The sequence below is a fragment of the Streptomyces niphimycinicus genome (assembly GCF_018883605.1).
GTDB lineage: Bacteria > Actinomycetota > Actinomycetes > Streptomycetales > Streptomycetaceae > Streptomyces > Streptomyces niphimycinicus.
The window spans coordinates 1-15,422 of sequence record NZ_JAHLEM010000333.1; the positions used below are offsets into that span (position 1 = coordinate 1).

The window sequence follows — 15,422 nt, forward strand, 5'->3', positions numbered from 1 at the left end:
GCCCACCAGAGCCTGGGCCAGTTCTTCCTGGATCTCCTCCACCTGTGGCGAGTGCGAGGCATAGTCCACCGGGATCCGCTTGGCCTCCGAGAACTCCGCCAGCACCGCATCCAGCACGTCGACCGCACCCGACACCACCGTGGACGCCGGACCATTCACCGCCGCCACCGACAACCCCGGACGATCCCGCAGCCGGTCAGCAGGCACCGGGACGGACACCATCCCACCCCGACCCGACAGCGCCAGCAACGCCTTGCTCCTCAGCACCACCACCCGCGCGCCATCCGCCAGCGACAAACCACCCGCCACACACGCCGCCGCGATCTCACCCTGCGAATGACCCACCACCGCCAACGGCACCACACCAAACGAACGCCACAACTCCGCCAACGACACCATCACCGCCCACAACACCGGCTGCACCACATCCACCCGCCCCAACACCACCTCATCACCCAGCACATCCCACAACGACCACTCCACCAACGGACCCAACGCATCCGCACACTCACGCATCCGCCGCGCGAACACCGCCGAAGACTCCAGCAACTCCAACGCCATCCCGACCCACTGCGACCCCTGCCCCGGGAAGACGAACACCACGTCTCCGGATGCCCCGGTGCCCCGTACCACTCCGGGCGCGGCCATCCCGTCCGCCACCGCGTCCACACCGCGCAGCAACTCGTCGCGGTCAGCGCCCACGACCACCGCGCGGTGCGACAACGTCGTACGCGTCGATGCCAGCGACCAGCCCACTTCTGCCGGGGTGGGACGGGGGCCGCGCGCCAGGAAGGCGCGGAGCCGCTCGGCCTGCGCCCGTAGCCCCGCCTCGCCCTGACCCGACAACACCCAGGCGAGCGCGGTGGCTTCGGGGCCACCTTCCCCGATGCGATCGGTCGGCCGGGCCGTCTCCGGGGCTTGCTCCAGGATGACGTGCGCGTTGGTGCCACTCACCCCGAACGACGAGACGCCCGCTCGGCGAGGACCGTCGGTGGTGGGCCACGGCATTGCCTCGGTGAGCAGCTCGACCCGGCCGCCGGACCAGTCGACGTGTGGCGACGGCGCATCCACGTGCAGCGTCTTGGGCAATGCGGCATGCCGGATCGCCATCACCATCTTGATCACACCGGCCACACCCGCCGCTGCCTGTGTATGACCGATGTTGGACTTCACCGAACCCAGCAGCAACGGCCGCTCCGGATCCCGGTCCTGACCGTACGTGGCCAACAACGCCTGCGCCTCGATCGGATCACCCAGCGTCGTCCCCGTACCGTGCGCCTCCACGGCGTCCACATCCGACGCCACAAGCCCCGCGCCGGCCAGCGCCCGGCGAATCACCCGCTGCTGCGACGGACCATTCGGCGCCGTCAACCCATTCGACGCACCATCCTGATTCACCGCAGAACCCCGCACCACCGCCAACACCCGATGCCCATTGCGCTCGGCGTCGGACAGCCGCTCGACCACCAGCATCCCGACGCCTTCGGCCCACCCTGTGCCGTCCGCCGCCGCAGCGAACGCCTTGCATCGCCCGTCCGCTGCCAGCCCCCGCTGACGGGAGAACTCCACGAACATCGCCGGGGTGGCCATCACCGTCACGCCGCCCGCCAGGGCCAGCGAGCATTCGCCCGCCCTCAGCGACTGCACTGCCAGATGCAATGCCACCAGCGACGATGAGCAGGCCGTGTCCACGGTGACCGCCGGACCCTCGAGGCCCAGGGTGTACGACACCCGGCCCGAGGCCACGCTCGCCGCGGTGCCGGTCAGCCGATAGCCCTCGGCCGCCGCTCCGGCATCCGCCGCGTAGCCCGCCGACGAGGCTCCGATGAACACACCTGTGCCACTGCCCTTGAGGTGCCCCGCGGGAATCCCCGCCTGTTCCAACGCCTCCCACGCCGTCTCCAGCAGCAGCCGCTGCTGCGGGTCCATCGCCGCGGCCTCGCGCGGGGAGATGCCGAAGAACCCCGCGTCGAACTCGGCGGCGTCGTACAGGAATCCGCCGTCGCGTGCGTATGAGGTACCGGGGTGGTCGGGGTCGGGATGGTAGAGGCCATCGAGGTCCCAGCCCCGGTCGGACGGAAAGCCGGAGATGGCGTCTTCACCGTCGGCCACGATCCGCCAGAGATCCTCCGGCGAGTGCACCCGGCCGGGGAACCGGCAGCCCATCCCGACGATCACCACCGGATCGCCGCTGTCGGGTGTCGGCTGCGTCGCGGGCACGGTCCGCTCATCCACCCCGCCGTGGAGCCTGTGGTGCAGATGCTCGGCGAGTGCGGCGGGCGTCGGATAGTCGAACAACAGGGTGCTGGGCAGAGGGAGGGCGGTCGCCTCGCCGAGCCGTTCGCACAGCTCGACGGCGGTGATCGAGTCGAACCCCAGTTGCTTGAAGGTTCGCTCGGCGCCGATGGCCGCCACCGACTCGTACCCGAGCACGACGGCCGCGTGCGCCCGGACCATGCCGAGCACCTCGCCACCGCTCCGGCCCAGGTCCGAACCCTCAGATCCGGAAGTGTCCTCAGGCTCGGAGCCGACCGCAGGTCCGGGCGTGGCCCCGCCCCCGGCGCCGGACTCGGAAATCCAGTACGACTGCCGCTGGAAGGCGTACGTGGGCAGCGGAATCCGCCGCCCACCGGACACCAGCGGGTCCCATACCACCTCGGTGCCCGAGGCATACAGCTCGGCCAGCGCGGTGAGCAGGGCCAGTGGCTCGGACCGGTCGCGGCGGAGCGTGCCCACCAGGGTCCCTGGCCTGGTCAGGCAGTCGCGGGCCAGGGTGGTGAGCGCCTTGTCCGGGCCCAGCTCCACGATGGTGGTGACGCCTTCGCCTTCCAGCGCCCGGATGCCGTCCAGGAACCGTACGGTCCGGCGCACATGCCGCACCCAGTACTCCGGGGAACACAGCTCTTCCGCCATGGCCCGGCTGCCGGTCACATTCGATATGAGCGGTATTCGCGGCGGCCGGTAGGTGAGGCTCTCGGCGATGTGACGAAGCTCGTCGAGGACGGGGTCCAGATGCGGCGAATGGAAGGCGTGGCTGGTCCGGAGCCGCTTGGTTCTGCGTCCGCGGTGGGTCCACTCCGCCGCGAGGTCGAGTACGGCCCGCTCATCCCCCGAGATCACCGTTGCGGCCGGTCCGTTGACCGCCGCCACGCAGATCCGGGCGCTGTCGTCCGCTGCCTCGCCCGTCTTGAGCGTCCGGGTGACCTCTTCCTCGCCCGCTTCGAGCAGGACCATCGCGCCCGGTTCCGCCACGGTCTGCATCAGCCGCCCCCGGGCGGCGACGAAGGTGGCGGCGTCCGCCAGCGACAGCACACCGGCGACATGGGCGGCGCTCACTTCGCCGAGGGAGTGGCCGATCAGCACGTCGGGTACGAGCCCGAAGTCCTCGAGCAGCCGGAAGAGCGCCACCTCCACCGCGAAGAGTCCGGCCTGGGTGTACACCGTCTGGTCGAGCAGCTCGGCGTCGTCACCGTGGATGACGTCCCGAAGTGGCCGGTCGAGGTGTGCGTCCAGCGCCGTGCACACGGCGTCGAGAGCGTCGGCGAACACGGGGAAGGCGGCGCTGAGTTCGCGCCCCATGCCGAGACGCTGGGATCCCTGGCCGGCGAAGGCGAAGGCCAGCCTTCCCGCCCTTGCCGTGCCGGTCACCAGGCCGGGAGTCGGAGCCGTGCCGCCTTGGGCGAGCGCAGCCAGGCCGGGTGCCGCGTCGGTGGCCGCTCCGGCGATGAGCACCGCGCGGTGTTCGAAGGTGGTCCGGGTGGTGGCGAGGGAGAAGGCGAGGTCAGTGAGGTTCGGCGACCGCTCCAGATACGGCCGTAGCCGCATCGCCTGGCCCCGGAGCGCGGCCGCGGTCGTCGCCGACAGCACAAGCGGGACCGGTACGGAGACAGGAAGGGGGTTCGGGCTCGGGAGGGCCCCGGGCTTCGGGTGTGCGGAGGCGTGGGAGGGAGCCTGGGCGGGTGGTTCGGCAAGCACCACATGGCAGTTGGTGCCGCCCATCCCGAACGAGCTGACGCCGGCGATCAGGCGCTGGTCCGCCTGCGGCCACTCCCCCGGTGCCAGGCGCATTTCCAGGTTGAGCTCGCCCAGGGGGATGCGGGGATTGGGCGTGTGGTGATGGAGGCTGGCCGGGAGCTGACGGTGGTGGATGGCCAGTGCCGTCTTCAGCAGTCCGGCGATACCGGCGGCGGCTTCGAGGTGGCCGATGTTGGTCTTCACCGAACCCAGCCGCACCGGTCCCGTCCCGGTCCGGCCGAAGACGGCGCCCAGGGCCGCCGCCTCGACCGGGTCGCCGAGCGCCGTTCCGGTGCCGTGGAGTTCCACGTACTGCACGGAGCCGGGTGAGACCGCGGCCCGCCGCTGGGCCAGCCGGAGCACCTCTTGCTGACCGCGGGGGTCGGGGGCGGTGAGCGACGTACCGCCGCCGTCGTTGTTGACCGCGCTGCCCTCGATCACGCAGTAGACGGTGTCGCCGTCGGCGAGGGCGTCGGACAGCGGTTTCAGGACGACGATGCCACCGCCCTCGCCGCGCACATAGCCATTGGCGCGGGCGTCGAAGGTGAAGCAGCGGCCGTCCGGGGAGAGGGCGCCGAACGCGGCGATATCGGCGGCGGTTTCCGCGGAGAGGTTCAGGTTCACCCCGCCCGCAAGCGCGAGCCGCGACTCGCCGCGACGCAGACTCTCCACGGCCATATGCACCGCGACCAGGGAGGATGCCTGGGCCGCGTCCACAGTCACGCTCGGACCGCTCAGGCCGAGAACATGGGAGAGCCGGTTCGCGATCATGGCGCGCTGGGTGCCGGTCAGTGTGTGGTGCGAGCGGCCGCGGGCGCTGATCAGCGAGGCGTAGTCGGCGGACCCGGCGCCGATGAACGCGCCGACGGTGGCTCCCCGCAGGGTGGCGGGCACGATGCCCGCGTCCTCCAGCCCTTCCCAGCCCAGCTCCAGGATCAGCCGCTGCTGGGGGTCCATCGTCACGGCTTCGCGTGGCGAGATGCCGAAGAACGCGGGGTCGAAACGGTCGACGTCGTCGATGAAGCCGCCGTGGCGGATGGCGGGCGGCATGGACGGGTCGTCGGTCCACCGTCCGGTGGGCACCTCGCTGATCGCCGAGACGCCCTCGCTCAGCAGCCGCCAGAACGCCTCGGGGTCGGGTGCCTGCGGAAAGCGGCAGGACATTCCGACAACGGCGATGGCCTCGTCCGGTTCCATGCTGTTCCTCGGGGCGGAATCGTCTGCGGGACGGTCTGCCGGACCGTTCGCCGGATCACCTGCGGGGCCGCTCCCGCCCAGGGGGCCGCTTTCACCCGCGGGGTCGCTCGCGGAACCGGCTTCGGGGTCGTCGTTCACTGATCGCGACCTCGGACCTGCCAGACCTGCGAGACCGACCGTCCGGGGTCCGCGGCGGCCGTGGAGACCACCGCCACCACGTCATCGCAGAACCGCTCGATCGTGGCACGGTCGAAGAGGGACGTGCTGAACAGCACGGTGCCGGCGAGGCCGCCGTCCTCCGCGTTCTCGTACAGGTCGATCTCCATGTCCACGTTGACGGTCACCGGTGGGTGGGTCATCAGGAACGGCTCGGCGGTCAGCCCGGTGAGCTTGAGGGGCCGCTGTGGGGTGTTGACGATCTGGAAGATCACCTTTACCGGCGGATCGTCCGAGAGCCGCGTCCCGGCGCGGCCACCGGTGAGTTCGTCCGAGTGCTTGAGTACGGAGACGAACGGCACGTCCTGGTGGGTAAAGGCGTCGGACATCGCATCGCGCACCGTGGCCAGCAGTGTGCCGAAGTCCGTGGCGCCGGGGACCTCGGTGCGCAGTGCCAGCATCTTGGAGACGAGGCCCACCACGTTCTCCAGTTCGTCCCGGCCACGGTTGGCCATGGGCACGCCGACGAGGACGTCCTGGTTGTCCGAGCGGGCGGACATGACCACCTTCAGCGCGGTCAGCAGCGTCATGTACAAGGTGGCGCTGGACGATTCGCCCAGCCGCCGGGCCGCCTCCACGGCGTCCTTCGGCAGCCGCCAGTGGTAGATGCCGCTCTCGTAGCGGGCCGACGTGGCGCGGGGCCGGTCGGTGGGCAGTTCGGCTGGTGTCATTCCGTCGAAGTGCCGCTGCCAGTAGTCGAGTTGGCGTCGCAGCAGATCCCCGCGCAGCCACTCGCGCTCCCAGTTCGCGACATCGGCGTACTGGACGGGCACGGGTGGCAGCTCGGGTTCGGCGCCGCGCAGCAGGGCCGAGTACACGAGGGACAGATCGCGGACCAGCACGCCTTGGGACCAGCCGTCGGTGACCAGATGGTGCAGGGTGAGCACCAGCACATGGTCGAGCTCGGCCAGACGCAGCACGCGCAGCCTCGCCAGTGGGCCGCTCGTGAGGTCGAAGGGCCGTGCCGCCTCCTGTCCGGCCAGTACGGAGGCTTCGGCCTCGTCGTCCGCCTCGGCCACCTCCACCTGGACCGGCACCTGCGGCCGGATCACCTGGACGTATCCGTCGGCTTCCCTGACGAAGGTGGTGCGCAGGGCCTCGTGCCGGTCGATCAGCAGGTCCATCGCCCGCCGCAGGCAGTCGAGGTCCAGTTCGCCCGAGACTCGTACGGCCATGGGGATGTTCCAGTGCCCGGCGTCGAGGACATCGCCGAAGAAGAGGTCCGTCTGCTGCTGGGCGAAGGTGAGGGGAACGGGCTGATCGCGCCGCGTGGTGGAGACCAGCGGCGGCAATTCCGGCTCGGGAACGGACCGGGCCGCGGCGCTGAGCGTGGCCGCCAGTTCCCTGGGGGTGCGCTGCTGGAACACGGTCTTCAGCGGTACGTCGATGCCAAGGGCGGTCCGGAGCCTGGCGACCACCCGGGTGGCGATGAGGGAATGGCCGCCCAGGGCGAAGAAGTCGTCGTCGATACCGACCCTGGTGGCGCCGAGCAGATCCGCGTAGACCCGGCAGACGGCCTCTTCCTGGGGGGTGCGGGGGGCGACGTAGCCGACCTCGAGCACGGTGCGCAGGTCGGGGGCGGGCAGCGCCTTCCGGTCGATCTTGCCGCCGGAGGTCAGGGGCATGGTGTCCAGCAGGACGAAGGCGGAGGGCACCATGTATTCGGGCACCGCGGACTCGACGTGCCGGCGCAGGGTTTCGGTCAACCGGTCGTGCCCGCCGTGCGGGTCATGCCGGTCGTGCCCGCCGTGCGGGTCATGCCGGTCCGCGGCGGTGGCATCGGCCACCACATAGGCCACCAGCCGCTTGTCCCCCGGGGTGTCCTCACGCACCAGCACGGCCGTGTGCAGCACATCCTGGTGCCTGGCGAGGATCGCCTCGATCTCGCCCGGTTCGATCCGGAAGCCACGGATCTTCACCTGGTCGTCGATCCGGCCGAGGTATTCCAGGTTGCCGTCGGGCAGCCAGCGCACCAGGTCGCCGGAGCGGTACATCCGCGATCCGTCGCCGTGGAACGGGTTCGCCACGAACCGGGAGGCGGTCAGATCCGGGCGGCCGAGATAGCCCCTGGCCAGGCCCGCTCCGGCCACGCACAGCTCTCCGGGCACCCCCACGGGGACGGGCCGGAGCCGCCGGTCGACGACATACACCCGCGTGTTGCCGATCGGGCGGCCGATGGGGGCGGTGAGCGGCCACTCGGCCACCTCGGCGGGGAGCGAGTACGAGGTCACCACATGGGCTTCGCTGGGACCGTAGTGGTTGTGCAGCCGCAGCTCGGGGCGGCGGGCGCACAGCTCGCGCAGATCGTGGTGGAGGGAGAGGGGTTCACCGGCCTGGGAGAGATGGCGCAGCGCGGCCAGCTCGGTGCCGTGCGGATCCACTTCCTCGGAGATCGCCCGCAGCATCACATTCGGGACGAAGAGCTGGTCGATCTCGTGGGCGTGGATCCATCGGGCGAACTCGACGGGATCCATGCGCAGTTCTTCGCCGGGGATGACGATCGTCTCGCCGTACAGCAGCGCCGAGAAGATCTCCTGGAGCGAGATGTCGAAGGTCAGCGTGGCGAACTGGGCCGTCTTGGCGTCGGGGCCGATCGGCAGGGCCTGCTTCTGCCAGGCCACCAGGTTGAGCACGCAGGAGGCGGGCATGAGGATGCCCTTGGGGACTCCGGTGGAGCCGGAGGTGTAGATGACATAGGCGAGGTTCTGGGCGCTGGGCCGTGCCGTGGGCGGGGTCAGGGGCCGGCTGGTGAGCGATTCGCGCTCGGCGTCGAGCAGGATGAGCCGGATCCCGGCCGTCCCGGCCTCCGTTTCGGCGGGCTTTTCGAGCAGGCTGGTGAAGCGCTGCTGGGTGATGGCGACGGTCACCCCGGCGTCGGCCAGTACGAACTGGATACGGTCCCGGGGGTGGTTGGGGTCGATCGGCACATAGGCCGCGCCGAGCTTGAGGATCGCGAGAATCGCCACGATCATCTCGGCGCCGCGGTCGACACACAGCCCGACCAGGGTCTCGGGGCCGATCCCCCGGCTCTCCAGCAGGTGGGCGAGCTGGTTCGACCGCTGGTCCAGTTCGGCGTAGGTGATGCGGTCGCCACCGCTGATCACGGCCACCGCGCCGGGGCGGCGCTCGGCCTGGGCGGTGAAGAGCGCGGGCAGCGATCCGGCCGGTACGGGGCCCGTGGTGTGGTTGAACTCCGCCAGGACCTTCGCCCGCTCGGCGTCGTCGAGCGGGGAGATCTCCGAGAGGGGCCGGTCCGGCCCGGCCAGAACACCTCGCAGGACGACGGTGACATGGTGCAGCAGCCGTTCGACGGTGCTCCTGTCGAACAGGGCCTTGCTGAAGACGATATGACCGAGCACCCCGTCCTCGGTTTCGACGAGATGGACCTCCAGGTCCATGCGCGTGAGGATCCGGCCGTGGTCGTAGGGCTCGGTCTCCGCGCCGGGCAGGGCGAGCCGCTCCCCCGGCACGTTGATCATCTGGAAGAGCACCTGTACCAGCGGGTTCCGGGACAGGTCCCGCTCGGGGTGCACCTGCTCCACCAGATACTCGAAGGGCAGGTCGCCATGGGCGAAGGCACCGGCCGCCATGTCCCGGACCCGTGCCAGCAGTTGGCGGAAGGTGGGGTCGCCGGACAGGTCGGTCCGCAGCACCACGGTATTGACGAAGAACCCGATGAGGCCCTCGACCTCGGCGCGCCCCCGGTTGGCCACGGGGGTGCCCACCGTGATGTCGTCGCTGTCCACATACCGGCCCAGGACCAGTTGGAAGGCGGCCAGCAAGGTCATGTAGAGGGTCGCGTTCTCACCGGCGCCCAGCCGGCGGGCGGCCTGGATCAGTTCGGCGGGCAGCTCCCAGCGCACCGCGTCGCCTTCCTGGCGGGCGACCGAGGGCCTGGGCCGGTCGGTGGGCAGCTCCAGCGCGGGTGCCATGCCGTCGAGCCGCTTCGTCCAGTAGTCCAACTGGCGGCGCAGGGTGGGACCCGACAGCCAGTCGCGCTCCCACTCCGCGTAGTCGGCGTACTGCACGGGCAGCGGCGGCAGTACGGGCTCCCGCCCGGCCTCCAGCGCCTCGTACGCGGCCGACAGCTCACCCACCAGAATGCCCTGCGACCAGGCGTCCGTGGCCACATGGTGCACCGTCAGCAACAGGACGTGGTCCTGTTCGTCCAGCCGCAGCGCCTTGGCCCGCAGCAAGGGGCCGGTACTCAGGTCGAAGGGCTCGGTGATCTCCGCTCCGGCCAATTTCCGGACCGCGGCGAGCCGCTCCTCCTCCGGGCCGTCGGGCACCGATTCGACCCGCACCGGGACGGGGGCGGGGGGCTGGACCGACTGCACCGGTTGACCGCCGGTCTCGGTGAAGGTGGTGCGCAGCGCCTCGTGCCGGGCGACCACCAGCGAAAGGGCCCGGGAGAGATGAGTGACGTCCAGGCGGCCGCGCACCCGCACCGCGAAGGGGAGGTTGTACGAGGCGTTGCCGGGCTCGAGTTGGTCCAGAAACCACAGTCGTCGCTGGGCGAATGACGCTCTCAGCTCCCGGTCCCTGGAGACCGGCACCACACCCGTGGATTCCTTTCGCCTGGTGCGCTCGAAGAGATTACTCATGGCCGCGCTGAGACCTTGGGATTTGGGCGCGCCTGATTGCCCCACAACACAGCCTTCCCCGACGACTGATGGAAATGGTTTTGCGCGATTATTTCGCTGATACTGCCACTGATGCTTGCCCAGCTATGGCGTGGACGCCGCTTAACGGACGCCGTTTAAAGGGAAGTCGGCACCGGTGCACAAGTCGGCATCGGTACACCATGGTCCCGGCCCGCGCCGGTATTCGACGTGCGGCCCATAGGGACCCGGAGTCCGGAGAAGCCGGCCCGTCGGCTGAAACTCACCGGGTGAGCGGCGTCGATATCCGAGGCGAGCATCCGGCGCACCTCGAACTCCGCCGAGCGGGCGGGCGGTTGAGCGACAGCCCGCGCACCGGTGCCCACCAGGCTCTTACCGGATTCATAAGGCGGCAGCCAGGCGGTGACGCCGGCGCCGGACAGGGAATTACCGCGAAATCCGCCACGCTGCGGTGAGATGTCGCTTTCCTCGCGATCCTCGCGATCCAAGACAGCATTTCCTGAGGTCGACCGGTCGGTCAATCGGTCCATTAAGACATCACGCGCGACCAGCCGCGCGATCCTGGTGATTTCGGATGCGCGCAACGCCAAAACACTCACCACAGCCCCCGTTCGCCGTCCAGCGAGTCCCCTGAGGTGAACCTAGATCGTTGGCTGATCCGCTGTCAACCCGCACCTTTTCGGCAATAAATAGCGGGAGTTGCCGACCTGCGCGAACTCACCGGCCCGCATGATCCGCCCGTCGGCGGCGACGCGGTGATTTCGGTCACCATGCCCATTTCGGCGTCCAGGCGTCGGTGCCGCGGTGGCCGGGCGGCGCGGCGACGAGGTGGTCGCGGAGCGCGGTGAGGGCGGGGTGCGGGTTGTCGCGGTGCCAGATCAGCGAATGCGGGTAGACCGGGGTCGGGTGGCGCACCGCGATGCGCCGCAGCCCGTAGTCGGCGGGCCAGACCAGGCGGGTCCGTTCGCCGACGAAGGTCGCCAGCGTCGAGGAGTCGGCGATCGTGTCCAGGAGCGGCTCGGGCCCGAAGTACGGGCCGATCGCGTCGATGGTGATCTCGAACGCCGCGGCGAGGTCGTCGTAGTAGGCGGCCCATTCGGTACCGGGGACGATGCCCGGCATCCAGATCCGGTGCCCGGCCAGTTCGGCGGGGGTGACCTCGCGGGCGGCGGCCAGCTCATGGGACGGTCCGGTGAGGAGCTGGATGGGCTCGTCGTGGACCCGGGTGGCCTCGATACCGCCGGGGAGCCGCCGGGCGGGCACGGTGACCGCCCGGAACGACGCGTCGATGGTGCCGGTACGCACGGCGGCGATGGCCGCTTCGGCGTCGAAGAGCGTCACCACATCGAGTTCGACTTCGGGGTTCGCCCGGTGGAAACCGCGGAGCAGATCGGCCGGTGCGAGCCGCCGCCCGATCACGTCGACGCGCAGTGCGCGGCGGCCGGGGCGTACGGAGGCGGCGGCCCGCTCCTCGGCCCGTAGCAGCTCCCGGGCGTGGGGCAGGAACGCCTGCCCGTCGATGGTGAGCCGGGCTCCGCGCGCGGTACGGGTGAACAGCCGCACCCCGAGTTCCTTCTCCAGCGCGGCGATGCGCTTGGAGACGGCCTGCTGGGTGATGGACAGCTCGGCGGCCGCCTCCTGGAACTGGCCCGTGTCCGCGACGGCGACGAAGGTGCGCACGGCCTTGAGGTCCACGTCGGCCACCTTAGTCGCACAACGTCTGGTTGTGGCATGTCGAGGGCGTTGTTTGAACCGCCCGCCCCGGCTCGCTTGGATATCGCCCGTTCCATATGAGGTTTTTCGGGCGGGACGGCGAGGAGGAGTGCGCTGCACATGGGGGCGAGGCGGAAGCTGGGGCGGCAGTTCGGATGGCTCTGGGGGGCGTACGCGGTCAGCGCGTTCGGCACCTGGCTCGCGTTCGACGCGTTCCCGATGATCGCGATCATGGTGCTCCATGCCGGGGCGGCCCAGGTGTCGCTGCTGGCGGCCGCGGGGCTCGCGGTGGGCGCGGCGGTGGCGCTGCCGCTCGGGCCGTGGATGGAGTTCCGCCGCAAGCGGCCGGTGATGATCGCGATGGATATGGTCCGGTTCGCGGCCCTGATGACCGTCCCCGTCCTGTATTCGCTCGACCGGCTCACCTTCGCCCAGCTCGTGGTCGTCTCGGTCGTCGTCTCCGCTGCCGACATCGCGTTCACCTCGGCCAGTGGGGCGTATCTGAAGGCGCTGGTGCCGCGAGCGGACCTGCTGGTGGCGAACGCGCGGTTCGAGTCCACGGCCTGGACCGCCACCATGCTCGGACCGCAGATCGGCGGGGCCGCGATCGGGCTCTTCGGTCCGGTGATGACCGTGGCGGCCAATGCGGTCAGCTTTCTGCTCTCGGCGGTGGGGATCCGCGCGATCGGCGGCACGGAGCCACGCCCCGCGCGCACCGGCCCGCCGCCACGGATGCGGGCCGGCGAGCTGCTGGAGGGCTGGCGGTGCATTCTGACCCACCCGGCACTGCGTCCGCTGTTCTTCAACCAGGTCCTGGTGGGCGGGCTGATCATGGCGACCGCGCCGCTGCTCGCCGTCCTCATGCTGGGCAGCCTGGGGTTCGCACCCTGGCAGTACGCCATGGCCTTCACCCTGCCCTGTGCCGGCGGTCTGATCGGCTCCCGGCTGGCTCCCAAGCTGGCGGCACGGTTCGGACGGCACCGGGTCATGCTGATCTCGGGGGCGCTGCGGGCGTGCTGGTTGCCGGGGTTGGCCTTCGTCCGCCCCGGTACGGCGGGGCTGGTGCTGGTCATGGCGGTCGAGCTGGGGCTGATCTGCTGCATGGGCGTGTTCAACCCGCTGTACGCCACCTACCGGCTGGACCGGACCCCGGCGGACCGGGTCGCCCGTACCCTCTCCGCGTGGTCGGTCTCCAGCAAGGCCACCATCGCGACCCTGACCGCCCTGTGGGGCCTGCTGGCCGCTGTCACCGGCCCCCGGATCGCGGTCGCCATAGCCGGACTCCTCAGCCTGGCGACCCCGCTCCTCCTCCCCCGGCACGAGCACGACGCGCCCCGCCCCGAGCAGGAACCGGCGCCGAGCCACACCTGACCCGCCGTCCGCATGACCGTCCTGAGCGCCCGTTCCGAACATTCTGAACACGCGACTTGAACGATCGTTCTGAACGTTCGTTCAAGATGGGGGTAGGGTGGTCGGCATGGGACATCGGGAACAGTTGATGGCCGGGGCCAAGCGGTGCCTGGAGGAGCGGGGATTCGCCCGTACGACCTCGCGTGACATCGCCGCCGCCGCCAACGCACCGCTCGGCACGATCAATTACCACTACGGCTCGAAGGAGCGGTTGCTCAACGCGGCACTCCTGGAATCGCTCGACGAGTGGAGCGAGAAGGTGCGGTCCGGGTCGGCGGAGGCCGCTCCGGACTCCGGGGCCGGGGCCGGGGCGCGAGTGGAGTCGATGTGGGCCCGGATCGTCGAGTCCGAGACGACGCACCGGCCGCTGCTGGTGGCCGGCGCCGAGGCGCTCGCCCAGGCCGAACGTTCCGCCGAGGTCCGGCAGCAGCTCGCCGAGGCGTTCGAGCGGTCCCGTACGGCACTGGCGGCCGAGCTGCACGGCATCGACGGCGCGGCGGAGGGCGAGGTGGCCCGTGCGGTCGGGTCGGTGCACATGGCCCTGGTCGCCGGGCTGACCCAGCAGTGGCTGGTGGACCCCGAGCGCGCCCCCTCGGCGCGGGAGGTGGCCACGGGCCTGCGGAGGATCGCCCAGTCCCTCGAATCCGACGCCTGATCCGGGGGAAGGATGGCACCGTCTTTCACTCATCTGCATGTGCACACGCAGTACTCGCTCCTGGACGGCGCGGCCCGGCTGAAGGATCTCTTCGCGGCCTGCCAGGAGATGGGCATGTCGCATCTCGCCCTGACCGACCACGGCAATCTGCACGGCGCGTACGACTTCTTCCAGCAGGCCGCGGCCTCGGGCGTGACGCCGGTCATCGGGATCGAGGCGTATGTCGCCCCGGAGTCGCGGCGCACCAAGCGCAAGATCCAGTGGGGGCAGCCCCACCAGAAGCGCGATGACGTCTCCGGCTCGGGCGGCTACACCCACAAGACGATCTGGGCGGCGGACACCACCGGGCTGCACCATCTGTTCCGGCTTTCGTCGGACGCGTATGCGCAGGGCTGGCTCCAGAAGTGGCCGCGGATGGACAAGGAGGTCATCGCCGAGCACGCCGAGGGGCTGATCGCCTCGACCGGCTGTCCGTCCGGTGAGCTCCAGACCCGGCTGCGCCTGGGCCAGTTCGACGAGGCGCTGAAGGCCGCCTCCGAGTACCAGGACATCTTCGGCAAGGACCGTTACTTCCTGGAGCTGATGGACCATGGCATCGAGATCGAGCGCCGGGTCCGGGACGGGCTGCTGGAGATCGGCCGGAAGCTGGGCATCCCGCCACTGGTGACGAACGACTCGCACTACACCTACGCGGACGAGGCCACCGCACATGATGCGCTGCTGTGCATCCAGACCGGCAAAAGCCTCTCCGACCTGGACCGCTTCCGCTTCGACGGCACCGGCTACTACCTCAAGTCCGCCGAGGAGATGTACGCCATCGACTCCTCCGACGCCTGGCAGGAGGGCTGCCGCAACACCCTGCTGGTCGCCGAGCAGATCGACACCACCGGCATGTTCGACAAGCGCGACCTCATGCCGCGGTTCGATGTGCCCGACGGCCACACCGAGGTCACCTGGTTCCGCGAGGAGGTCCGGCGCGGGATGGCCCGGCGCTATCCGGATGGCGTACCGGAGGACCGGCAGAAGCTGGCCGCGTACGAGATGGACGTCATCATCCAGATGGGGTTCCCGGGCTACTTCCTCGTGGTCGCCGACTTCATCATGTGGGCCAAACAGCAGGGCATCGCGGTCGGCCCGGGCCGCGGCTCGGCGGCGGGTTCGATCGTCTCGTACGCGATGGGCATCACCGACCTCGACCCGGTCGAGCACGGGCTGATCTTCGAGCGGTTCCTCAACCCCGAGCGCGTTTCCATGCCGGACGTCGACATCGACTTCGACGAGCGCCGGCGGGTCGAGGTGATCCGCTATGTGACGGAGAAGTACGGCGCCGACAAGGTCGCCATGATCGGCACCTACGGCACCATCAAGGCCAAGAACGCCATCAAGGACTCCGCCCGGGTGCTGGGCTATCCGTACGCGATGGGCGACCGCATCACCAAGGCCATGCCCGCCGACGTCGGTGGCAAGGGCATCCCGCTGTCCGGCATCACCGACCCGGAACACCCGCGGTACTCCGAAGCGGGCGAGGTGCGGGCGATGTACGAGAACGAGCCGGATGCGCGGAAGGTCATCGACACCGCCAAGGGTGTCGAGGG

General features: G+C 70.1%; 7 protein-coding genes. 3 read left to right on the plus strand and 4 right to left on the minus strand.

What is annotated here, in order from left to right; all coding sequences use genetic code 11:
* The 4 genes from KN815_RS27615 to KN815_RS27630 form a co-directional block, all read right to left on the minus strand.
* The coding region (locus tag KN815_RS27615) for a type I polyketide synthase (protein ID WP_216344624.1) at positions 1 to 5,211 on the minus strand (5,211 nt) is incomplete at its 3' end.
* Between the two features lie 134 nt (positions 5,212 to 5,345).
* Positions 5,346 to 10,031 carry a non-ribosomal peptide synthetase gene (locus tag KN815_RS27620; protein WP_216344625.1) on the minus strand — a complete coding sequence of 1,562 codons (4,686 nt, stop codon included), beginning with the start codon at positions 10,029 to 10,031 and terminating at the stop codon, positions 5,346 to 5,348.
* A gap of 155 nt (positions 10,032 to 10,186) precedes the next feature.
* Positions 10,187 to 10,648 (minus strand): hypothetical protein, encoded by a 462-nt coding sequence (locus tag KN815_RS27625; RefSeq protein ID WP_216344626.1) that lies wholly within the window; start codon positions 10,646 to 10,648, stop codon positions 10,187 to 10,189.
* Between the two features lie 166 nt (positions 10,649 to 10,814).
* Positions 10,815 to 11,744 carry a LysR family transcriptional regulator gene (locus KN815_RS27630; protein ID WP_216344627.1) on the minus strand — a complete coding sequence of 310 codons (930 nt, stop codon included), beginning with the start codon at positions 11,742 to 11,744 and terminating at the stop codon, positions 10,815 to 10,817.
* Between the two features lie 138 nt (positions 11,745 to 11,882).
* Between KN815_RS27630 and KN815_RS27635 the strand changes: the two genes are divergently transcribed.
* The 3 genes from KN815_RS27635 to dnaE all read left to right on the plus strand — a co-directional run.
* On the plus strand, positions 11,883 to 13,133 hold the full coding sequence (locus tag KN815_RS27635) for an MFS transporter (RefSeq protein ID WP_216344628.1): 1,251 nt from the start codon (positions 11,883 to 11,885) through the stop codon (positions 13,131 to 13,133).
* Between the two features lie 106 nt (positions 13,134 to 13,239).
* Positions 13,240 to 13,827, plus strand: a complete 588-nt coding sequence (locus KN815_RS27640) for a TetR/AcrR family transcriptional regulator (RefSeq protein ID WP_216344629.1) — start codon at positions 13,240 to 13,242, stop codon at positions 13,825 to 13,827.
* A 12-nt stretch (positions 13,828 to 13,839) separates the two neighbouring features.
* Positions 13,840 to 15,422: DNA polymerase III subunit alpha (gene dnaE, locus KN815_RS27645; RefSeq protein ID WP_216344630.1), on the plus strand; the 1,583-nt coding region annotated here is incomplete at its 3' end.